At 45.0% G+C, this 22,421-nt stretch carries 21 protein-coding genes; 14 read left to right on the forward strand and 7 right to left on the reverse strand.

The genetic code is table 11. The annotated features are described in order from the left end of the window. Positions 1-87: 87 nt before the first annotated feature. Both nupC and JMN17_RS07645 read left to right on the forward strand, forming a co-directional pair. On the forward strand, positions 88-1,269 hold the full coding sequence (gene nupC / locus JMN17_RS07640) for a nucleoside permease NupC (protein WP_202327829.1): 1,182 nt from the start codon (positions 88-90) through the stop codon (positions 1,267-1,269). Between the two features lie 28 nt (positions 1,270-1,297). After that, positions 1,298-2,599: a pyrimidine-nucleoside phosphorylase gene (locus JMN17_RS07645; RefSeq protein WP_202327830.1), complete on the forward strand. Its 1,302-nt coding sequence runs from the start codon at positions 1,298-1,300 to the stop codon at positions 2,597-2,599. 42 nt (positions 2,600-2,641) lie between these two features. Here JMN17_RS07645 and JMN17_RS07650 read toward each other — a convergent pair whose 3' ends face one another. The 6 genes from JMN17_RS07650 to hutP all read right to left on the reverse strand — a co-directional run bounded on the left by JMN17_RS07650 (position 2,642) and on the right by hutP (position 10,116). Beyond that, a complete protein-coding gene (locus tag JMN17_RS07650; protein WP_202327831.1) occupies positions 2,642-4,069 on the reverse strand; it encodes an amino acid permease in 1,428 nt (475 codons plus the stop codon). 78 nt (positions 4,070-4,147) lie between these two features. Further along, entirely contained in the window at positions 4,148-5,104 is a 957-nt protein-coding gene (hutG, locus tag JMN17_RS07655; protein ID WP_202327832.1) for a formimidoylglutamase, read from the reverse strand. Continuing rightward, a complete protein-coding gene (hutI, locus tag JMN17_RS07660) occupies positions 5,097-6,362 on the reverse strand; it encodes an imidazolonepropionase (protein WP_202327833.1) in 1,266 nt (421 codons plus the stop codon). The genes hutG and hutI overlap by 8 nt, the downstream gene beginning before the upstream one ends. 4 nt (positions 6,363-6,366) lie before the next feature. Beyond that, on the reverse strand, positions 6,367-8,034 hold the full coding sequence (gene hutU, locus JMN17_RS07665) for a urocanate hydratase (RefSeq protein ID WP_087991922.1): 1,668 nt from the start codon (positions 8,032-8,034) through the stop codon (positions 6,367-6,369). Beyond that, positions 8,031-9,557 (reverse strand): histidine ammonia-lyase, encoded by a 1,527-nt coding sequence (gene hutH, locus JMN17_RS07670; RefSeq protein ID WP_087991921.1) that lies wholly within the window; start codon positions 9,555-9,557, stop codon positions 8,031-8,033. The genes hutU and hutH overlap by 4 nt, the downstream gene beginning before the upstream one ends. A gap of 112 nt (positions 9,558-9,669) precedes the next feature. Continuing rightward, positions 9,670-10,116, reverse strand: a complete 447-nt coding sequence (gene hutP, locus JMN17_RS07675) for a hut operon transcriptional regulator HutP (protein ID WP_141113404.1) — start codon at positions 10,114-10,116, stop codon at positions 9,670-9,672. A 401-nt stretch (positions 10,117-10,517) separates the two neighbouring features. Between hutP and JMN17_RS21705 the strand changes: the two genes are divergently transcribed. The 12 genes from JMN17_RS21705 to JMN17_RS07735 all read left to right on the forward strand — a co-directional run bounded on the left by JMN17_RS21705 (position 10,518) and on the right by JMN17_RS07735 (position 20,711). Then, on the forward strand, positions 10,518-10,679 hold the full coding sequence (locus tag JMN17_RS21705) for a hypothetical protein (RefSeq protein WP_242519872.1): 162 nt from the start codon (positions 10,518-10,520) through the stop codon (positions 10,677-10,679). A 70-nt stretch (positions 10,680-10,749) separates the two neighbouring features. Then, positions 10,750-12,168 (forward strand): arabinan endo-1,5-alpha-L-arabinosidase AbnB, encoded by a 1,419-nt coding sequence (abnB, locus tag JMN17_RS07685; RefSeq protein ID WP_202327834.1) that lies wholly within the window; start codon positions 10,750-10,752, stop codon positions 12,166-12,168. 305 nt (positions 12,169-12,473) lie between these two features. Continuing rightward, positions 12,474-12,839 carry a YwqH-like family protein gene (locus tag JMN17_RS07690; RefSeq protein WP_087991918.1) on the forward strand — a complete coding sequence of 122 codons (366 nt, stop codon included), beginning with the start codon at positions 12,474-12,476 and terminating at the stop codon, positions 12,837-12,839. An 11-nt stretch (positions 12,840-12,850) separates the two neighbouring features. Next, on the forward strand, positions 12,851-13,120 hold the full coding sequence (locus JMN17_RS07695; protein ID WP_044160050.1) for a YwqI/YxiC family protein: 270 nt from the start codon (positions 12,851-12,853) through the stop codon (positions 13,118-13,120). Positions 13,121-13,139: 19 nt separating this feature from the next. Then, positions 13,140-14,909 (forward strand): T7SS effector LXG polymorphic toxin, encoded by a 1,770-nt coding sequence (locus tag JMN17_RS07700; protein ID WP_202327835.1) that lies wholly within the window; start codon positions 13,140-13,142, stop codon positions 14,907-14,909. 23 nt (positions 14,910-14,932) lie between these two features. After that, the gene (locus JMN17_RS07705; RefSeq protein WP_127696310.1) at positions 14,933-15,379 is read left to right on the forward strand and encodes a hypothetical protein; all 447 of its coding nucleotides are present in this window, start codon (positions 14,933-14,935) and stop codon (positions 15,377-15,379) included. Between the two features lie 10 nt (positions 15,380-15,389). Next, the gene (locus JMN17_RS07710; RefSeq protein WP_202327836.1) at positions 15,390-15,641 is read left to right on the forward strand and encodes a hypothetical protein; all 252 of its coding nucleotides are present in this window, start codon (positions 15,390-15,392) and stop codon (positions 15,639-15,641) included. A gap of 103 nt (positions 15,642-15,744) precedes the next feature. Then, positions 15,745-16,131 carry a hypothetical protein gene (locus tag JMN17_RS07715; protein ID WP_127696312.1) on the forward strand — a complete coding sequence of 129 codons (387 nt, stop codon included), beginning with the start codon at positions 15,745-15,747 and terminating at the stop codon, positions 16,129-16,131. 200 nt (positions 16,132-16,331) lie between these two features. Beyond that, on the forward strand, positions 16,332-16,517 hold the full coding sequence (locus JMN17_RS07720; RefSeq protein ID WP_127696313.1) for a hypothetical protein: 186 nt from the start codon (positions 16,332-16,334) through the stop codon (positions 16,515-16,517). Positions 16,518-16,900: 383 nt separating this feature from the next. Further along, positions 16,901-18,730: a beta-glucoside-specific PTS transporter subunit IIABC gene (locus JMN17_RS07725; protein WP_202327837.1), complete on the forward strand. Its 1,830-nt coding sequence runs from the start codon at positions 16,901-16,903 to the stop codon at positions 18,728-18,730. Between the two features lie 22 nt (positions 18,731-18,752). After that, on the forward strand, positions 18,753-20,162 hold the full coding sequence (gene bglH / locus JMN17_RS07730; protein ID WP_202327838.1) for an aryl-phospho-beta-d-glucosidase: 1,410 nt from the start codon (positions 18,753-18,755) through the stop codon (positions 20,160-20,162). 102 nt (positions 20,163-20,264) lie between these two features. Then, entirely contained in the window at positions 20,265-20,711 is a 447-nt protein-coding gene (locus JMN17_RS07735; RefSeq protein ID WP_087992020.1) for a universal stress protein, read from the forward strand. Positions 20,712-21,018: 307 nt separating this feature from the next. On the opposite strand, the gene JMN17_RS07740 is transcribed toward JMN17_RS07735, so the two are convergent. Beyond that, on the reverse strand, positions 21,019-21,783 hold the full coding sequence (locus JMN17_RS07740; RefSeq protein ID WP_202327839.1) for a TerC family protein: 765 nt from the start codon (positions 21,781-21,783) through the stop codon (positions 21,019-21,021). Between the last annotated feature and the right edge of the window lie 638 nt (positions 21,784-22,421).

Here is a 22,421-nt window from a genome sequence, read left to right on the forward strand (position 1 = left end):
GACGGAAGGCCGATTGCTTTCCGTTACTCTTCTATTATTCACGGGGAAATAATAATTGTAAGCGAATACAGATAAAGGAGAACACATATGAAGTATTTGATTGGGATTATCGGTTTAATCGTGTTTTTAGGCCTTGCGTGGATCGCAAGCAGCGGGAAAAAAAGAATTAAGATCCGCCCAATTGTTGTTATGCTCATTTTGCAATTTATACTCGGTTACATTCTCCTCAATACCGGGGTAGGGAATTTCCTTGTAGGAGGATTTGCAAAAGGATTCAATTACCTGCTTGAATACGCGGCAGAAGGAATCAACTTTGTGTTTGGCGGTCTGGTGAATGCGGACCAAACGACATTCTTTATGAATGTTCTCTTGCCGATCGTGTTTATTTCCGCTCTGATTGGGATTTTACAAAAATGGAAGATACTTCCGTTTATTATTAAGTATATCGGACTTGCTCTCAGCAAGATAAACGGTATGGGGAGACTGGAATCGTATAACGCAGTCGCTTCTGCTATTTTAGGGCAGTCTGAAGTGTTCATCTCCTTGAAGAAAGAACTCGGTCTTTTAAATCAGCAGCGCTTGTACACGCTTTGCGCTTCTGCGATGTCAACTGTATCCATGTCAATCGTCGGCGCGTATATGACGATGCTGGAACCGGAATATGTTGTAACGGCGCTGGTCTTGAACTTATTTGGCGGTTTCATTATCGCTACTATTATAAATCCTTACGATGTTGAAGAAGAAGAGGATATGCTTCGTGTTGAAGAAGAAGAAAAACAATCCTTCTTCGAAGTGCTTGGAGAATACATCCTCGATGGCTTCAAAGTAGCGGTTGTCGTCGCTGCGATGCTGATCGGATTTGTCGCGATTATTGCCTTGATTAACGGTATTTTTAATGCAGTACTCGGTATTTCCTTCCAAGACCTTCTTGGATATGTGTTTGCTCCATTCGCTTTTCTTGTGGGTATCCCATGGAATGAAGCTGTTAATGCGGGAAGCATTATGGCAACAAAAATGGTATCGAATGAATTTGTCGCTATGACGACATTAACGCAAAACGGCTTTGATTTCAGCGGCCGTACAACAGCGATCGTATCGGTATTCCTAGTGTCATTTGCGAACTTCTCCTCAATCGGAATCATAGCCGGTGCCGTAAAAGGACTGAATGAAAAACAAGGAAATGTTGTTGCTCGTTTCGGCCTGAAATTATTATACGGCGCTACGCTTGTCAGCTTTTTATCAGCGGCAATTGTGGGCTTGATTTACTGAACATAAACGAAAAGGATCGGTGACCATAATGAGAATGGTAGATATTATCATCAAAAAACAGAACGGAAAAGAACTCACCACAGAAGAAATTCAATTTTTCGTGAACGGCTATACGGATGGAAGCATTCCTGATTATCAGGCAAGCTCGCTTGCCATGGCGATTTTTTTCCAGGATATGAGTGACCGCGAGCGTGCGGATTTGACGATGGCTATGGTGAACTCCGGTGAAACGATTGATCTTTCTGCCATTGAAGGAATTAAAGTGGATAAACACTCCACCGGCGGCGTCGGCGACACGACAACACTCGTTCTCGCCCCGCTTGTTGCGGCTCTTGATGTGCCGGTAGCCAAAATGTCCGGACGCGGCCTCGGACATACAGGCGGAACGATTGATAAATTAGAAGCGATCGACGGCTTTCACGTGGAGCTGTCGAAGGACGAATTTATTAAGCTTGTGAATCGCGATAAGGTCGCCGTCATTGGCCAAAGCGGCAATTTAACGCCGGCTGATAAAAAACTGTACGCGCTTCGTGATGTGACAGGAACGGTCAACTCCATCCCGCTCATCGCAAGCTCGATTATGAGCAAGAAAATCGCTGCCGGGGCGGATGCTATTGTACTCGACGTGAAAACGGGTGCGGGCGCCTTCATGAAAACGGAAGAAGACGCGGCTGAACTCGCCAAAGCGATGGTGCGCATCGGAAATAACGTCGGCCGCCAAACCATGGCAGTCATTTCCGACATGTCCCAGCCGCTCGGCTTTGCGATTGGAAATGCGCTTGAAGTCAAAGAAGCGATCGACACGCTCAAGGGCGAGGGCCCTGAGGATCTTCATGAGCTTGTCTTAACGCTCGGAAGCCAAATGGTTGTGCTTGCGAAAAAAGCCGATACATTAGACGAGGCGAGAGCGAAGCTGGAAGAAGTCATGAAAAACGGCAAAGCGCTTGAGAAATTCAAGGACTTCCTGAAAAACCAAGGCGGCGATAGCTCGATTGTTGACGAGCCTTCTAAGCTTCCGCAGGCTGCCTATCAAATTGATGTGCCTGCCAAAGAAGCCGGTTTCGTTTCTGAAATCGTCGCGGACGAAATCGGTGTCGCAGCCATGCTGTTAGGTGCCGGTCGCGCCACAAAAGAAGACGAAATCGATTTAGCTGTCGGCATCATGCTCCGCAAAAAGGTCGGCGACAAGGTAGAAAAAGGCGAACCACTCGTCACGCTTTACGCCAACCGTGACAACGTCGATGAAGTCATGGCGAAAGTCTATGACAACATCCGCATCGCAGCAGAGGCGAAGGCGCCGAAGCTGATTCATACGTTAATTACGGAATAAAAATAAAGCACACCCCATCCTGAGTGGGGTGTGCTGTTTTAATTAAAGGATATGATCAACCTGATATTCCTCTTGTCTGATTTTTTTTGCTTTCTCAAACTTTCTTTTGAAATAGAAGATGAGATAGCAAAGGATGATACAAGGAATTCCGCAGAATAGTGCGATTCTTTGATTGGGATCAAATGCGAGACCGATACAAGAAGCTGAACATAATAAAAGAGCGGCTATAGGTATAAAAGGATAAAGCGGTGCGCGAAATGTCAGATCTTTTACATTTCCCCCTTTTTTAAGAAATCTCTTTCTAAACAAGAGCTGAGACAGGGCAATGCTCATCCAGACCACAACTCCTGCGAACCCAGCAATCGCTACCATCACCACATATACAGTTCCGGGCGCCACGATACTGGAAACGAGAGATAAACAAGATACGGCCATACTGATCATTAAGGCATTTAAGGGAATGCCTTTAGATGTGACTTTTTTAAAACGAGAGCTGATCATGTTTTCATTTGCTAACGACCACAGCATACGGGTTGAGGCATATAGGCCTGAATTGGCAACGGACAGCAAGGCTGTTAATATCACGAAATTCATAATATCTGCGGCGTAAGGGATTCCGATTTCTGCAAACACTGCTACAAAGGGGCTTTCAATCACTCCTGCTTCTTTCCATGAAATCAGTCCGGATAATACGAAGACGGCACCAATGAAAAAAATGACTGTTCTCCATGCGACATTACGAATAGAGCGCGGAATATCCTTTTGAGGATTTGCTGATTCTCCAGCTGTAACTCCGATTAACTCTGTTCCGGAAAAGGCGAAACTGACAGATATCATGGCAATAAAAACGGCGAGAAAGCCGTTCGGAAACAACCCTCCATGATCTGTGAAATTTGAAAACACAGGAGCATCAGCCGTCCCGTTTAGAGAGATCAGGCCGAACATGGCGGCTCCTCCTAAAATGATAAATAAAATGATGGTGACAATCTTTACGCTGGAAAACCAAAATTCGGTTTCCGCAAATAACTTGACTGAAAATGCGTTGCATACGAAAAGGAGAGCTGCGAAAATTGCACTCCACATCCATACGCTGCTGTCAGGAAACCAGCGCTGCATGAGAATGCCGGATGCGGTAAACTCTGAACCTACCGTCACCACCCAATTCACCCAGTACATGATGCCGACCATAAAACCGGTAGATGGCCCGATGAATGTTGTGGCGTATTTTTGAAAAGAACCGGTCACGGGCATGGCGACCGACAATTCACCGAGACATTGCATGACGAGGTACATCATCAACCCGCCGATTACATATGCGAGGATCGTACCGCCGGGTCCAGCTTGATTTAGCGTATAGCCTGTGCTGAGGAAAAGTCCTGTGCCTATGACGCCTCCCAATGAGATCATAAATAAGTGCCTGCTTTTCATCGTGCGTTTTAGCTGTTGGCCGCTGTTTCCCTGAAGACTCACCGTCTCGTCCTCCTTTTAGCTGCCATTCATTAGGCAGATGAGTTTCTCGTATCCAAAATACAACCAGACAGAAGATCATTAGAACGGGGAGAACTTCATTCCTTTTAATGCGTGTAACAGAACGTGCGCCGCGGCTCTGCTAGTCATATCTCGAAAATCGAGGGTAGGGTCGACTTCAACGATTTCAATCCCGGCGACATTAGGCTGCTGTGCGATGTATTTGACGGCTTCGAGTAATTCGTCTGTATAAAGGCCGCCTGGGCCAATCGCTGGACAGCCGGGTGCATGGGACTGGTCTAAGACATCCATATCAACTGATATAAAAATGAAGTCTGTTCTCGTTTGGATGGCAGGCAGAATCTCTTTTATCGTCGGGACTAGTCCTTTTTCACGTACCATGCCCATCGTGTGAATGTTCACGTTATGTTTTTTCGCATATGTTTCATACGCTAAGCTGTTGCTGAATTCTCTGATGCCCAGCTGAATCAAATGCTGGCCTTTAATGATTTCTTCATCCAAAAGGCGGCGGAAGGGAGTGCCGTTGGTCGGCCCTCCGTCCTCCGTGTTCCGAACATCATGATGGGCATCAAATTGAATAACTGCGATCGTTCCTTTCGTTTGTGCTATTGCTTTTATAGTGGAGTAGCTGATGGAGTTATCTCCACCGAGTATGAACGGCACCCAATCTGGGTGATCCGAAAGTAGCGCATGCATGGTAAGAAAGATTTGATGATGTGACTTTACGATATCAGTGACATGAATATCAATATCCCCCAGATCGTAAAGAAGGTCAGATACGACATGTTCTCCAAGCTCGGCAGAATAGGCAGATGTGTTTTTAAGAGCCTGGCGGATTGTTCCGGGGGCAAAGGAAGCGCCTGAATGACTGATGGAGGATTTTGATAGGGGGACACCTATCAATGCCGGCCCTTTAATGCCTTGGCCGTCCCATTTTGCGATCAGGTCGCTCATTTTTGTTACATTCCGGTCTTGAAACGAAGAACCAGCCTCTCTGAGAAAAGGGTATTTATCCATAAATGGCTCTCTCCCTGTTAACAACAACTGTTCCGTTTTTCATGACTTGATGTACATGATTGACGCCATAGTGATACGGAATATACATGTAATTCGAGGCTTGCCAAATGACAAGATCAGCTGAGCGGCCGGCTTTGAGCTGACCGGCTTCTTCTCCTTTTCCTATGGCGTATGCGGCATTGACTGTGACCGCATGCCATATTTCTTCCGCAGTCATTTTCAGATGAAGCGCGGCAATCGACATGATCAGCTGGATATTTTCAGTCGGCGAGCTGCCAGGATTAAAGTCCGTTGCCAAGCTGACACATACACCCTCATCAATCATGTCTCTTGCTCTGGCGAATGTGCTTTTGCCAAGATAAAATGTCGTGCCCGGCAAGAGGACGGCGATCGTTCCTGCCTCAGCCAATTTTTTTATGCCTTCGTCTGAGGCGCCTACTAAATGGTCGGCTGAGACAGCCTTTAGCTCCCCCGCTAATTCAGCTCCTCCAAGCGGGTCGATTTCATCTGCGTGTATTTTCAACCCGAATCCCGCTTCAGCCGCTTTTTTTAAGTAACGGCGGGATTGACTGACGGTAAAAACGCCTGTTTCTGTAAAAATATCCGCAAAGCTTGCGAGCTCTTGCTCTTTTATTTCCGGCAACAGATAAAGCATTTGATCCAGAAATTCATCTGGGTTTTGTTGATATTCGGGAGGGATCGCATGGGCTCCCATAAACGTGGAGACAAGGTCAACAGGCTGGTTCTCATGAAGTTGTTTTGCGGCACGCAATTGTTTTAGCTCTGATTCTTTTTCTAAGCCATAGCCGCTTTTCACTTCAGCCGTGGTCGTCCCGTAGGACAGCATTCTCTCCAGATGAAAATGGCCTTTTTGCAGCAGCTCTTCTTCTGAAGCCGCTCTGGTGTCTTTGACAGTAGACAGAATTCCGCCCCCCTGCGCCAGTATATCTAAATATGAGATGCCCTGAAGCTTTAGATTCAGCTCCTTTTCCCGAGATCCGCCAAATACAAGATGGGTATGCGGATCGACGAGACCCGGCGTTACAAGCCGTCCCGAACAGTCAATGATTTCGTCTGCCTCGTAATCGGCTTCAGCTCCTTTTTTTGAGGCGAACACAATCTTCTGTTCATGGATGCCGACCACAGCGTCTTCGATCACATGAAGAGCCTGCATGCTTTTGCCCGCGCGGGGGCCGCTGCTTTCCATCGTCAAAAGCTGACCGATGTTGATGAGAATCGTATCAATTTGTTTCGGCATGTCATCACTCCCTTTCTTTTTGCATTGGCACGATAATGTCTTGTTTCTTCGCTACTTCAACGGCACGTTCATAACCCGCATCCGCATGGCGGATAATGCCCATCCCAGGGTCGCTCGTTAAGACCCGCGCGAGCCGTTCGTCAGCCAGCTCACTTCCATCGGCAACTGCGACCATACCGGCATGCAGGGAATAGCCCATTCCGACGCCCCCGCCATGGTGGAAGGAGACCCAGCTTGCACCGGCCGCCGTGTTGACAAGCGCATTTAGCACAGCCCAATCGCCGACAGCGTCACTTCCGTCCTTCATCGCTTCGGTTTCCCGGTTAGGAGAGGCGACAGACCCACAGTCCAAATGGTCTCTCCCAATGACGACAGGCGCTTTTAGCTCCCCGTTTCTGACCAGCTCGTTAATGGCGAGGCCCATCTTTTTTCGTTCTCCATATCCGAGCCAGCAAATACGGGACGGCAAGCCTTGGAACGTGACTTTATCCTGTGCCATATCGATCCAGCGGTGAAGGGCTTTATTTTCCGGAAATAGTTCTTTTAATAACGCATCTGTACGGTAAATATCTGCCGGATCACCGGAAAGCGCCGCCCAGCGGAACGGTCCTTTTCCTTCACAGAACAAGGGGCGGATGTAGGCTGGGACAAACCCTGGAAAATCAAAGGCATTCTCCAGGCCTTCATCTTTAGCAACTTGCCGGATATTGTTGCCGTAGTCAAATACAACAGAGCCCTTTTGCTGAAAGGCCAGCATGGCTTCCACATGTTTTTTCATACTTTGCTTCGCAAGGCGCACGTAAAGCTCTGGATTGTCTTGGCGCAAACGGTCGGCTTCATTAAGGGAATAGCCCTCGGGAACATAACCGATTAAAGGGTCATGGGCAGATGTCTGATCGGTGACGATATCAATGGTGACGCCGCGATTCAGAAGGGTATGGTGAACCTCTGCCGCGTTTCCGAGAAGAGCGATGGAGAGAGGTTTTCCTGCTAGCTTTGCCTCTTCAGCCCATGCTAAGGCTTCTTCAATCGACGCTGTTTTTCGGTCGCAGTATTTTGTTTCAATTCGTTTGTCGATTCGTTTCTCGTCAACCTCGACGGCAATGACGACTCCTTCATTCATCGTGACAGACAGCGGCTGGGCGCCTCCCATTCCGCCGAGACCGGCTGTCAGAGTCAATGTTCCTTTTAAGCTTCCTCCGAAATGCTGTCTCGCGAGCTCGGCGAAGGTTTCATAGGTTCCTTGCAATATGCCTTGTGAGCCAATGTAAATCCAGCTGCCCGCTGTCATTTGCCCGTACATCATTAACCCTTTTTTCTCAAGTTCGTGGAAATGCTCCCAGTCCGCCCACTTCGGAACAAGAACAGAATTTGCTAAAAGCACGCGCGGCGCCTGCGGATGGGTTCGGAACATACCAACGGGCTTTCCGGATTGCACGAGCAATGTCTCATCATTTTTAAGTGTTTTCAAAGAATGCTCAATGGCGTGAAAAGCGTCCCAATTCCGGGCGGCTTTGCCAATTCCGCCGTATACAATCAGGTCCTCCGGCTTCTCGGCGACTTCCGGATCAAGGTTGTTTCGAAGCATCCGAAGCACCGCCTCTTGCTCCCACCCTAAGCATTCAAGCTCTGTTCCCCTATTGGCACGGATAGATTTTTTTATATCAGTCATATGTTCATCCCCCTCAGTTCTTCATTCTTGTGATCTGGTAATAAAGATTCCTTCTTCAGCCAGTCAGTCAAGCGTTCTATGTCATAGGAGAAAATACGGTCCTGCTGAATGGAAGGCACGACTTTTCTCATTTCCTGAAAAAGCTGTTTGGTATAGGTCGCTGCATGTTCTATGCCTCTGTATTCAACCGCCTGCAATGCGCAAATCGCTTCGATTGCAATGACTCTTCTTGTATTCGCGATCACCTGGTAGGCATGCCGCGCAGCAATGGTTCCCATGCTGACATGGTCTTCTTGGTTGGCGGATGACGGAATAGAATCCACACTTGCAGGATGCGCCAGTGTTTTATTTTCAGAAACGAGTGAGGCCGCGGCGTACTGCATGATCATTGCACCGGATTGCAGACCGGGGTGAGGGCTTAGGAATGGCGGCAGGTCATTCAGCTGCGGGTTCACAAGGCGCTCTATCCTGCGCTCTGCAATATTCGCAAGCTCTGACATTGCGATTTTCAGAAAATCCATGGCAAAGGCTATAGGCTGTCCGTGAAAGTTTCCGCCGGAAATCACTTTGTCACCGTCATTGAAAATAAGAGGATTGTCCGTAGCTGCATTCATCTCAATCTCTAATTTTTCTTTGACATAGACTAACGTTTGCCAAGTCGCACCATGCACTTGCGGAATACACCGCAATGAATAGGCATCCTGAACCCGCAGTTCACCTTGAGAGGTTGTCAGGCTGCTGTCGGATAGATAGAAGCGAATTCGTTCTGCGACGTCAATCTGCTCCTGATAGCCGCGGGCTGAGTGAATATCCTCGTCAAACGCATCAATAATTCCCCTCAGCCCCTCGATCGTTAAGCTGGCGATGCGCTCGATTTGATAGGCTAGTTTTTCAGCTTCAATGTATGCGACCACACCCATAGCAGTCATGGCCTGAGTCCCGTTAATCAAGGCAAGTCCTTCCTTGGATGTCAGCGTTATCGGCTGAATACCGGCTTTTTTCAATCCCTTCATTGCCGGCATCTTTTCTCCCTCAAAAAAGACTTCTCCTTGACCGATCAGCGCAAGCGCCAAATGGGAAAGCGGCGCCAGATCCCCGCTTGCGCCAAGTGATCCCTGCTGGGGGATGACAGGATGGACGCGTTTATTTAGAAAAGCAAGCAACTGTTCAACCAGTTCAGCACGTACACCGGAAAACCCTTTTAACAGCGCATTGGCGCGCAAAAGCAACATTGCCCTGGAAACACACTCAGGAAAAGGATCACCGACTCCGCAGGCATGAGAAAGAATTAAATTCAGCTGCAGCGTCGCCGAGTCTTCTTTTTGAATCAGGACATCACTGAATTTGCCAAATCCGGTGGTGATGCCGTAGATTGTCTTTTCTTCGTGAACAATCCGTTCCACTGCCGCTCTGCTTTTTTTCACGCGCTCCATACTTTCCTCGGAAGCCGCTGTCTCCTCAAAATCAAACAGCACACGAGCGACGTCGGCTGTTGTCAATGAAGAACCGTCTAAAGTCACCATAAGCCCAACTCCTTTGTCTTTACTTTGGTAAAGCGCCCATACAAAAAGGGGCTATGCTGTGAAAATTTGATTTCACGCATAGCCCCCTATCGTCTAAGATCTATGGGCTGTTTCATATGTGATTGATTCCAACGCCGAATGTCTCATGCTCAAGTCCTTTGATCGGCGCCCCGATTGTTCCATAAAGCGAGACAGCGATCCAATCGCCTTCCGCTTCACTTTCATAAGGATTTCCCCTCAAAACGGCAAACCTCAAGCCAACCGTCCGAAGCAGCGATCCAAGCAGCATTTCACCTCTGGTCACGCCATGCAAAGCCTCCATCGTTGCATGATAAAGCGCATGTGACTCGCGATAACCGTCAGATTGAATGACACCGCTCTTTTTGGAAGCGGTTTCAATTGCGGCTACTACTTTATGCGCGTCCATTGATCCTACCTTGCCGAGACAGACTTTCCATCCATCTCGCTCCAGCTCCCCGACCTGTGTACGTTCTTCATCTTCATTAAGCAGCAGAAGAACAGACAGCCGGCCGATCCGGCGCTCTTTGTGCAGTGTCATATGAATCACTCAATTCCTAAAAATTCTGATAACTATTAACTGTGTATTATATTAATTGGTTCAGCAGCAGAAGTCAAAAGGTTTTTTACAGTCTTTAACAAGTTAGATTGCTATTGTGATAGCGTGGCGCAGATAACCGGACGGTTTTTTTCAGCACATTGCACACGATAGCCAGACAGGGGTGTGGGCGGTTGCTGTTTTCTCACGAGCCAGCCGAATGAGATCCTCAGCACGGCCAAGCCGGCTGACAAAGGTGTAGACGAGCAGTCAGGCATATCACTGACAATGAGGGTGAAAATGCAAAAAGAGGCGTAGTTGCCGGAGAAAATGGCTTTATCACAGTCGATGACTTCACAAGGCCGGACAAAGCGTTCATTACATACGCAAATGGAAAAACAGAGATGATGAAAGAAGGAGAAACGGCAAAAGGGTTGAATTATGAAGTAGGGAATATGCAAGCAGGCAGCCAGACCATCCATCTCTCCCTGGATGTCATGAACATCATGGTCAATGTAAGAGAACAGTGGGGAACGTTTGAATATGAAAACATCGGGCCTTTATAACGGACTCGGGCTTTTTCATAGAAAATGTAAGCGCTTAAAATTTGATAAAAAAGTGAGGCGAACTGTTTAGATGTTAAACCGATTGTTCCGTGTATGTTTTCTTGCAGCTCTTATTATGGCCTTTACCCTGCCAAACTCCGCTTATGCACAAAAGGGAGAAAAACCCGTATTTACAGAAGTCAGTGTTCATGACCCTTCTGTCATTGAGACAAACGGCACCTTTTATGTTTTTGGATCTCATCTCGCTTCAGCAAAAACAAATGACCTCATGCAATGGCAACAGCTGACCACCAGTGTAAGCAACACCAATCCTCTGATTCCGAATGTCTACGAAGAATTAAAAGATACCTTCGAATGGGCGCAATCCGATACCCTGTGGGCGGCTGACGTCACACAACTGGCGGACGGCAAATACTACATGTACTACAACGCCTGCCGCGGCGATTCGCCAAGATCGGCCATGGGCGTGGCCGTCGCTGACAACATCGAAGGCCCGTACAAAAACAAAGGCATCTTTTTAAAATCAGGAATGGAAGGCACAAGCAGCGATGGAACACCGTATGACGCAACCAAACACCCGAATGTTGTAGACCCGCATACCTTCTTTGATAAAGACGGCAAGCTGTGGATGGTGTACGGATCATACTCTGGCGGCATTTTCATTCTTGAAATGAATCCGAAAACAGGCTTCCCGCTTCCTGGGCAGGGATACGGCAAAAAACTGCTCGGCGGCAACCACAGCAGAATCGAAGGCCCGTATGTTCTCTACAATCCAGACACCCAATACTACTATTTATACCTGTCATATGGCGGTCTCGACGCAACAGGAGGCTATAACATTCGTGTCGCCCGCTCCAAAAAACCGGACGGCCCTTACTATGACGCAGAAGGCAACCCAATGATTGACGTCCGCGGCAAAGAAGGCACAGTCTTCGATGACCGCTCTATCGAACCGTACGGCGTCAAACTGATGGGCAGCTATTCATTTGAAACAGAAACTGAAAAAGGAACAGGCTACGTCTCGCCAGGCCACAATTCCGCATACTATGACGAAAAAACCGGACGATCCTATTTACTCTTCCACACCCGCTTCCCGGGCAGAGGTGAAGAACACGAAGTCAGAGTCCACCAAATGTTCATGAACAAAGACGGCTGGCCGGTAACAGCCCCATATCGTTACGCAGGTGAAACACTGGAAAAAGTAAAACAAAAAGACATCACAGGAACCTACAAACTCATCCAGCACGGAAAAGACATCTCAGCAGACATCAAAAAAACCATCAACATCCAACTCAACAAAAACCACACCATTTCCGGGGAAATGACCGGAACATGGCAGAAAACTGGTAAAAATACAGCCGAAATCACGTTAGCCGGCAAGAAGTATAGCGGAGTATTTTTACGACAGTGGGATTCGGTGAGAGAGAAGGACGTGATGACGTTTAGTGTGTTGAATGGCAGCGGTGAGGCTGTTTGGGGGTCTAAATAAGATGGAGAAGCGCCTTCTTAGGAGGGCGTTTTTTTATGATCACTATTGACTATAAGTAACAGTCCTACGGAAGAAAAAACAAAAGCTTTAGATGAGAATATAGACCTAAACACAAAGTCCTCTCTATTCTTATTATACTCCTTGTAAAATCATAAAAAGCAATTTTGTAGCAATTTGGAACTAATCAATCCTCCTCAAGACAAACCTTTTCACCTATTTATCCAATATGACCCATCATGTAATATGAAAATAGTCTGTATTGTAAAGAATTTACACAGTTTGATAGAAACATGAGGTGTTGCGGCATGCATAGTGAAATGTTGTTACATTCGGTCAAAGCCGATTTACATGAAAAACAGGAACAGATCCATCAGTTAAAACGAGTGCTGCACGAAATCAGGCAAATCAAACACGATTTTTCCGAGGTTCAGCATCTCATTCACCGGCCGCATCTTAACCGGGATGTATGGAGAGGAACACACGCTGAGCGGTTTGAAGATATTCGTGATGGAATGAACAAATCATATCATCAAATCAAAAGCCAACAGGTCAGCGGAATCATCGAAAGCATCGAAGGAAAAATCCATTCATTAGAGGGCGATGTATATTCCATAAGGCGGCAAATCACGAGAATAGAGCATGAAATAGAACAGGAAAAACATAAAAAGTGAGGTGAGCACAAATGGCACAGGAAATCAAAATGGTGTATGGCACAGTGAAGCAAGGGCTTTCTCAGCTCAAGAATTCAGCTGAACTCAAATCCTCCGTGCCCGGCCATCTTTCAGGCAGGAACCATTTAAACGTTGTGAAGTCCATTGAGCAATTAAATGAGGACATCAAAGAGCTCACTGAAGCATATGCATCCGTTCTGGCCAAGCATATCGCACAAACGGAAAGCGCGGTAAACGCCATGAAGGAAACGGACGAAAACATATCATCTTCCATGAAATAAAGCGCGGGAGGACAAGGGATTGAAAACATTAGATGTCCACGCTCTTCACGAGGGCATTCAGCATACGATTGAGAAACTGGACAAGCAAAAACAGCAGCTGGAGAAGCTGGAAAAAAGTGTTGAGCATCTGGCAGGCATGAAGGATGCGTTAAAAGGAAAAGGCGGAGATGCCATCCGGACCTTTTACGAGGAGTGCCACAAGCCTTTTCTCCTTTTCTTTGGCATGTTTATCGACGAATACAAAAAAGTGCTGAAGCAAACACAGCATGCGATTTCCTCTGTAGAATCTGACTCCCACGGCATGATTGCGGAGGCTTTTCTCTCACACGATGCCAGACATGGGATCAAGCATGCACGAGAAGTGACAGAGCAGCTCACAGACGCAGTGAATCGGCAGACATCAGCCATCGGCCACATCGTCAGCCTGCCGACAGTCAATGACTCCTTTTTTCGGTTGGAAACAGAACAGGCTGAGCGACTGATTTCGGACACCCTGAATAAGCTCTTTCAATTTGACGGCCAGCAAACTCAAGCACTAGAAACGCCAAAATCAGATTTTCAAACGATGAAAAAATATATCGATCAGCTCGAAACGATGTACACCGGTCCGAAAATTGAAATCACAGGCTACAAAAGCGGCTCCATCTTGAAATCACAGGAAGAAGAAAAGATCAACCAAACCTTCGGCGCCATCAATCCGCAAATGAAACAGCCGGATGAATCACCGATGGAGATGATGCTGAAGAAACTGGAGAAACATAAGCAATCAAACGTTGATTCTGTGATGATGGATGACAAACAACAGAAGATCGAGCGCGAGATTTATGGTGATGACAGTAACTTGACGGTACTGCAGAAAGAAGCAGCTATGATATCTCCAAAAGTAGCTGGAGATATTCGAGTGATAAATGGTAAACTTTATAACGTTAAAGGCTGGAAAGTGGTCCAAAGAGTAGATGTTGCTGATGAAACTGTGAGGAATCAAGCAGATATAAACTATATCGGCGGAGTATACAGTATCTACGAAAATGGCCAAATCGTTCGACGATATCTTAAAAATGGTAAACCTAGTATAGAAATTGTTGAAAAGATTCCAGAAGGCAGAAGTGCTGGCGGAGTCAAAAATATTGATGAAGAAGCACCTGGTTTAGGGAAAGTAACGGATACAATAGGTGAGTTTTTTGTTGTTAATGATGGAATTCGCGCAACAACTGGCGAAGATCCTAAAACTAATAAAAAAGTTTCGGTTGATGAACGAATATTGAGTACTCTTTTTATTATTCCTATTGCTAAGATTGGAAAGTATGTTTTTGTGTGGAGTAAGGGAGAGAAAGCACTTACCAGAATTCCGAGTGTTGAGAAGAAAAATTCATATCAACCAATTTGGAAAATATCGGATCTTACAGCAACAGATAACTTCAAAAAAGGTAGTAAAAGTAATGCACTAAATCATATTTTTGACGGTGAAATAGTGAAAGATAAAGCAGTTGGATTTCATTACGAAGGCCTTTCAAAAAGTCATGGTAAAGTTATTGATAATGTAGATCCGCCAAATAAATATGGTGTTTATAGAGCGAATATAGAAGTGAATGGGGTAACAAAAAAAGCAAAATCTACTTTTTTTCCGAGAGAATGGACTCCACAACAAGTAATTAATGAAATAAATTTAGCTTTTGATAATAAAGTTTTATATAAGAATAACAGATATAGAGGAACAGCTAGTAATGGTATGACGATTGAGATAATTGTAAAAAATGGTAAGGTAGTATCGGCATACCCTGTATATTAAAAAACAGATGGGAGATAGTTTAATTGCTCGAGTATAAGTATAAGATTGAATATAAAGATGATTATGATGAAGTCATTTTGGATTTCGAAAAAGAAGAGTCACTTAAAAATGGTTACCTCATTAGTAATTCATTAGGATCTGATATATTTAGTGATTTTAATAGCATAAAAGAAGAGATTGAGCATTTAATAAAAGTATTAGCTGGAAAATTACCAATATACGAAAGTGGAGGAAATGTAAATATAATTAGTTCTGATAAACATAAAACTGTGGTTGAAGATATTTTCGCAGACGAAGAAGAAGATAGTATATGCACAATAGAGACAGTGGAATATACCAAGATCATTTTAATTTGGGCAAAAGAAAATATTAAGTACAAAAATAAACGAGGTATTTTATCAAAAAAGGAAGCTGATGAAAGAATAGAATGGATAAAAGAAAAGTGCAGTGAATTAGATTTTATTAAATGAGGAAAAAACATTGGCTTCATACGTTTTATTACTAAAAGAATATGAAGATGATGAAAGTGTGGTTTACAAATTCGGGCCTAATGAAAATACTATGGGCAAAATGAAATTAAATAAAATAACTAGGAAGTTTTCAGAGTTAGAAGAAATTCCTGATAAAGATCTCCTGTCAACATTTTATTTTGATCGAGCTGCACAAAGATTAGCTGTTTGTTTAGTAAGAGAAGGAGGTGTATTTCCAGAAAAAACAGCTTTTGAGTCTTAGCCTATGATAAAACCTTGATTGGCAAAACGCCTTTCAAGGTTTTAATGTATAAAAACAATCTCTATCTCATTCAATATAATAAACAAATCAAAGAGGTTCTACTATGATATATAAAGCGCTTGTTAAAGGAATTGATCCACATATCGAAGAGGAAGTGATCCTCGAAATTGAAGGTGTTGAATTCACAGGTTTTTCTTCTGTTTGTCCTTATGAAATTGAAGTGGGGAAAAAATATTCTGTATTAGTTGGTTTTACTATTTTGGATGAGTTAGTTATTCGTGAAAATAAAGAAGAAACAAAAGAATTAGAACGTATTGGTTTAGGTTATCAATATTATATTAGGGGGGTTTTACAAGAGGATTCTATTGATGCAGGAATCGTTCTTACTGATGAAGATGAGTATTTTTCAGAATATCCTTATTTGATTGGTAAAAATGTTGAGATGAAGGTTGACAGGATAAGTATAGAATTTTTAAGAGAGTCTGTTTAAATATTAAAAGTTAAATAATAATGGAAAAAAGCAGAAATTTATACAGATAGGTAATAGCCCTTGTATAAAAAAATACGAAATAGATTCATAAACTAATAGCAAGACTTGATTGGGAAATCCTTTTGAGGCTTTTGTTTATTTTTAGAATAAAAGGTTTTTCGTATTTTAGAGGGTAGATTCTTAGGAAATAGGAGTTTGTGGTGTATAGCGAAACAAAGATTAAAAAACAAGTCCAAAAAGTTATTGATTTAGTATTAGAAAAAAAGAACAGAGTAAATCGAGAAGATCATAACTATTTAAATACTCTTTTAAGAAGATTAAAAAGAGTAGACGAGTTATTAAATAGTAATGAGGACAAGAAAATATTAAAAAATAAACTTTTGTAAAAGGAGCTTTACGTGCATATTTTGAAACATATCTAGGTGAAAGCTATCAAGAACCTCTTGTGGCAGAGCTAGATAAATTAGAAACAATGTTATTTAAAAAGTAAAATATTCAGGTCCAAAACCAAAAATGAAAGCGTTGACATCCTATAAACCTAGTGCTAAAGTATACCTACAAACAAATAAAACGACCCGTCAGGATTGTTACTGCGAAAGCAGGCAAAACCTAAATGGTGCAGGTGCAGGAGGAGACTCTCGCAATCTGTGTCATTTAGGTTTTTTTTATTCTCAATTTAGGAGGTGATGCGGCATTTGATACAAAAAAAGCTGGTGAAAGGCGGCCACCTTTCATCCAGCGGGTTCCCCCATAAAAAGGAGGTATTCACATGGATTATGATAAGTTATCGAAAGACATATTACAACTCGTAGGCGGTGAAGACAACGTTCAGCGCGTGATTCACTGCATGACAAGGCTTCGTTTTAATCTTCATGACCATTCGAAGGCGGATCGCGGTCAGCTGGAGCAGCTGCCGGGTGTGATGGGCACTAATATCAGCGGTGGTCAGTTTCAAATTATCATAGGAAATGATGTGCCCAAGGTGTACCAGGCGATGCTGCAGCACGGTAAGCTCAGTGATGAGAAGAGTGCCGGTTCATCATCCCAGAAAAAGAATGTGCTGAGTGCGGTCTTTGATGTGATTTCTGGTGTGTTTACCCCGATTCTTCCGGCGATTGCGGGAGCAGGGATGATCAAAGGGCTTGTCGCGTTAGCCGTTACATTCGGCTGGATGACAGAGACGAGTCAGGCGCATGTGATTCTCTCGGCTGTCGGTGATGGCGCGTTCTACTTCCTGCCGCTCCTGCTTGCAATGAGCGCGGCGAGAAAGTTCGGAAGCAATCCATATGTAGCGGCGGCGATTGGGGCGGCTATTCTGCACCCGGATCTGACGGCACTGCTCGGTGCGGGGAAACCGATTTCCTTTATCGGGCTTCCTGTAACCGCTGCCACGTATTCTTCAACAGTCATTCCGATTTTGCTTGCAATTTGGATCGCATCGTATGTTGAGAAGTGGATTGACCGGGTCACCCACTCTTCTCTGAAGCTGATTGTGGTTCCGACACTGACATTGCTGATTGTTGTGCCGCTGACGCTGATTACTGTCGGTCCGCTTGGCGCTATTTTGGGAGAATACTTGTCTGTCGGTGTGAATGTTTTATTTGATCATGCAGGGCTTATTGCGATGATTTTGCTTGCGGGAACATTCTCTTTAATCATTATGACGGGCATGCATTATGCACTGGTGCCTATTATGATTAACAACATTGCCCAAAACGGGCACGATTACTTGCTGCCGGCTATGTTTTTGGCGAATATGGGGCAGGCCGGGGCATCATTTGCCGTCTTCCTTCGCTCCAGAAACAAAAAATTCAAATCACTCGCGCTTACCACAAGCATCACGGCGTTGATGGGGATTACAGAACCCGCGATGTACGGCGTGAATATGCGTTTAAAAAAACCGTTTGCGGCGGCTTTGCTGGGCGGAGCGGCCGGCGGCGCGTTTTACGGTGTGACGGGTGTTGCTTCCTATATTGTTGGAGGAAACGCGGGTCTGCCGAGTATTCCGGTCTTCATCGGACCAACGTTTATTTACGCCATGATCGGCCTTGTGATTGCGTTCGCGGCGGGAACAGCGGCAGCCTATCTTATTGGATTCGAGGATGTGCCGTCTGACAGTGATCAGCGGCCGTCTGTGTATGAAGGCAGCGGAGAAATCATTCACAGCCCGATTAAAGGAGAAGTAAAAGCATTAAGCGAAGTGAATGACGGAGTGTTTTCTGCCGGGGTCATGGGAAAAGGGTTTGCCATAGAGCCTGAAGAAGGAGAAGTCGTTTCTCCTGTTCATGGAAGCGTCACCACTGTTTTTAAAACCAAGCATGCGATTGGAATGACGAGTGATCAGGGAGCCGAAATTCTCATACACATTGGATTGGACACTGTGAAGCTGGAGGGGCAATGGTTTACAGCTCACGTCAAAGAAGGCGACAAGGTCGCACCGGGAGATTTGCTCGTGTCCTTTGATCTGGAACAAATCAAAGCGGCGGGATATGACGTCATTACCCCGGTGATCGTGACCAACACAGACCAATATTCGTTATCGCCTGTAAAAGAAATCGGCAAGGTGAAGACAAAAGAAGCGTTGCTAGCTTTATCTTAAAAAAACTGATGAGGTGATCAATATGAGTGCAAATGCAAAACGATTTCCAGAAGGATTTTTATGGGGCGGCGCGGTTGCTGCCAATCAAGTGGAAGGTGCTTATAACGAGGGCGGTAAGGGGCTTTCGACGGCTGACGTATCACCGAACGGCATCATGTCTCCATTTGATGAGTCGATGTCTTCCTTAAATCTGTATCATGACGGAATTGATTTTTACCATCGTTATAAAGAGGACATTGCCTTGTTTGCGGAAATGGGATTTAAGGCGTTTCGCACATCAATAGCGTGGACAAGAATTTTTCCGAATGGCGATGAAGAGGAGCCAAATGAAGAAGGACTCAAATTTTATGACGATCTGTTTGATGAGCTGTTAAAGCATGAGATTGAGCCTGTTGTCACCATCTCTCATTATGAAATGCCGCTCGGCTTAGTGAAACAGTATGGCGGCTGGAAGAATCGCAAGGTCATCGAGTTCTATGAACGCTATGCCAAAACCGTTTTCAAACGCTATCAGCACAAAGTGAAGTATTGGATGACGTTCAATGAAATTAACGTGGTGCTCCATGCGCCATTTACCGGCGGCGGCCTTGTCTTTGAAGAAGGAGAAAACAAATTAAACGCGATGTATCAGGCCGCGCACCACCAGTTTGTCGCCAGCGCCCGCGCTGTCAAAGCGGGGCATGAGATCATTCCTGATTCAAAAATTGGCTGTATGATTGCGGCAACGACAACCTATCCGATGACATCTAAGCCGGAGGATGTCTTCGCGGCAATGGAGAATGAGCGCAAAACACTTTTCTTCTCAGATGTGCAGGCACGAGGCGCATACCCGGGATATATGAAACGCTTCTTGGCAGAAAATCATATTGAAATTGAAATGGCTGATGGCGATGAAGAGATTTTGAAAGAACATACGGTGGATTACATCGGATTCAGCTACTACATGTCGATGGCGGCAAGCACTGATCCTGAAGATCTTACAAAATCAGAAGGCAACATGCTGGGCGGTGTGAAAAATCCATATCTCAAATCATCAGAATGGGGCTGGCAGATTGATCCGAAGGGCTTGCGCACCACGCTCAATACGCTATATGACCGCTACCAGAAGCCGCTGTTTATCGTGGAAAACGGCCTTGGTGCGGCAGACAAAGTGGAGGAGGACGGCTCTATTCAGGATGATTACAGAATCGACTATCTGCGGGACCATTTGATTGAAGCCCGGGAAGCCATTGCTGACGGTGTCGACTTAATCGGATACACGTCATGGGGACCGATTGACCTTGTCAGCGCCTCCACTGCGGAAATGAAAAAACGCTACGGCTACATTTATGTTGATCGGGACAATGAAGGAAACGGAACATTAAACCGCATCAAGAAAAAAAGCTTCGGCTGGTATCAGCGGGTCATCGCCACAAATGGAGAGAGTCTCTGACAATTTTTTGAATACTCATGCGCTTCAATTGACAATAACCGGAAGCGGGCGGACAATAGAAGAGAAAGATGAACCACCCACAGTCCGAAAGGCGGGAAGAGCATGTTTAACAAAATGTTAGTTGCGATTGACGGATCAGATATGAGTGCAAAAGCGCTTGATGCCGCAGTGCATTTGGCTAAAGAGCAGCAGACGGAACTAAGCATTCTTCATGTGGGGAGAGAAGCCGTCGTCACGACTTCTTCTCTGACGGGAATGGTCTATGTGCCTGAACATTTTATTGAAGAAATCAGGGACCAGGTTAAAAAAGAAGGCATGAAAATCCTTGAGAAGGCAAAAGAAAATGCAGCCGAGAACGGTGTTCAAGCTGAAATCATTTACGCGAATGGCGAGCCGGCGCATGAGATACTAAATACCGCAAAAGAGAAAGGCGTCAGCCTGATCGTAGTCGGCAGCCGGGGCATCAGCGGCCTGAAAGAAATGATGCTTGGAAGCGTCAGCCATAAAGTGTCTCAATTATCAACTTGCCCGGTTTTAATTGTTCGATAGAAAAAAATTAAATTTCTGCTGAACATCTTGCTAATGATAGCGGCTGACCATCGTCCGAGACTTAAACTTAAAAACAACCTTAAATAAACTTGTTTTTTGTAATACAGCTTTACCAAAAGAGGCGCCTCCCTTTGAACAATAAGGGATGACGCCTCTATCTGGTTTGGTTTCAAATCCAACTGCCTAGTTGCCACAGCGTTTTAATTTGTTTTCCCAGTTTCCTATTCGAATGTTAGCTGCCCCGTTCACATAAAAGTCCCGTATGCTCTTAAACATACCTTCCTCTTTTCATTGTTGTTTATTCCATCTATTTCTTTGCTGCTTTATTGGCCGGCGCAAACCAACCGAATAAAGCAATGGCCACTAAAACGCCATAGAAGATCAGCGTCCAGGTGGTGCTGTGCGGAAAGTGATGGTCCAGGATTCCAATATCCTCATGGGCAAGGGTAATGACGACCAGTTTGACACCGACCCAGGCCACAATGGCATATGCGGTTGTTTCCAGTGCGGGGCGCTGATTAAGAAGTTTTACAAACCAGGTTGCTGCAAACTTAATCAGGATAAGCCCTGCAATTCCGCCTAGGACAACAACAATAAATTGTCCTCCATCCATGCCGCCGAAATCATCAAGCGGTGAATCCGGAAGGCCGAGAGCTAAAGCAACCGCAGCAAGAATCGAATCAATGGCAAAAGCGAGGTCCGCTAAAGCAATCTTTCCGACTGTGGGCCAGAAACCTTTTCCGGCAGCCTCCTCTTTTGCCTCCTCATGAATGTTCTCATTTTTTTTCCCGAAACGGGCCTTTATCACATGCTTTAAGCCCAGGTAAAGAAGATACGCTGCTCCTATCGCCTGAATCTGCCAGACATTCGCGATAAACGAAATGGCAAAAAGCGCCGCAAACCTGAACGCAAATGCCATGATGATTCCATAATTTATCGCTTTTTTCTTCTGATCATCGGGTAAATGCTTGGCGATCACTGCCAGTACAAGGGCATTATCAGCCGATAGCAGTCCTTCTAATCCGATTAAAATTAACAATGTCCAGGCATATTCCAGCCAGATAGACTCCATTAACATCGTTCCTTTCTAAAACGTAAAGTGTGCTGTAAAAGTTGCGATATCAACAGCATTCCCCTTCTCATCTATCGTTAATCCAATTGAGTAGGTTGGTATTTCTTGGGGGCTCTTCGTGTTGGCAAAAACCAGAAATCTACATGTGCAACATGCTAAATGATAAGTGATACATCATTTAAGTATAGTATCCGTGTTGCTTAAAATTACCAAAATGAATAAAGGTATAATGTAAAATGGTGAAAAAAAGAATATAATGAATACAGGTGCAAAGACATTGAGGCGGTAAAGCAACTTCTACCGGTCAGCGTGTCGTTGGAGTAGATAATTAAACGGATAAGATGTCAGAATTTATAGTAAACAATGCTTTCATATGAAGGAAGCAGCCTTATCTGATGTTCAGCAGGCAGAATCTTTGATGTACAGCCTGAACAAAGCCATTGGATTCCAGTATTTTAATCATTTTTGAATTATCAGCAGAATCATTTAAAAGGTCATCTTTAGCTTCTGAGAGGCGCACTTTATTACAGGCTCAAACTTTGTCATAGACGGCGGCTGGACGGCCGGAAAGAAACTATAATAAAGGGAAAAGCACCTTGCATCTGGGGTTATTTTCCATATACATAACTGGAGGTAGA

Origin of the sequence: Bacillus sp. RHFS10 (assembly GCF_016757475.1) — a bacterium.
In the GTDB taxonomy this organism is placed as follows: Bacteria; Bacillota; Bacilli; order Bacillales; family Bacillaceae; genus Bacillus; species Bacillus subtilis_G.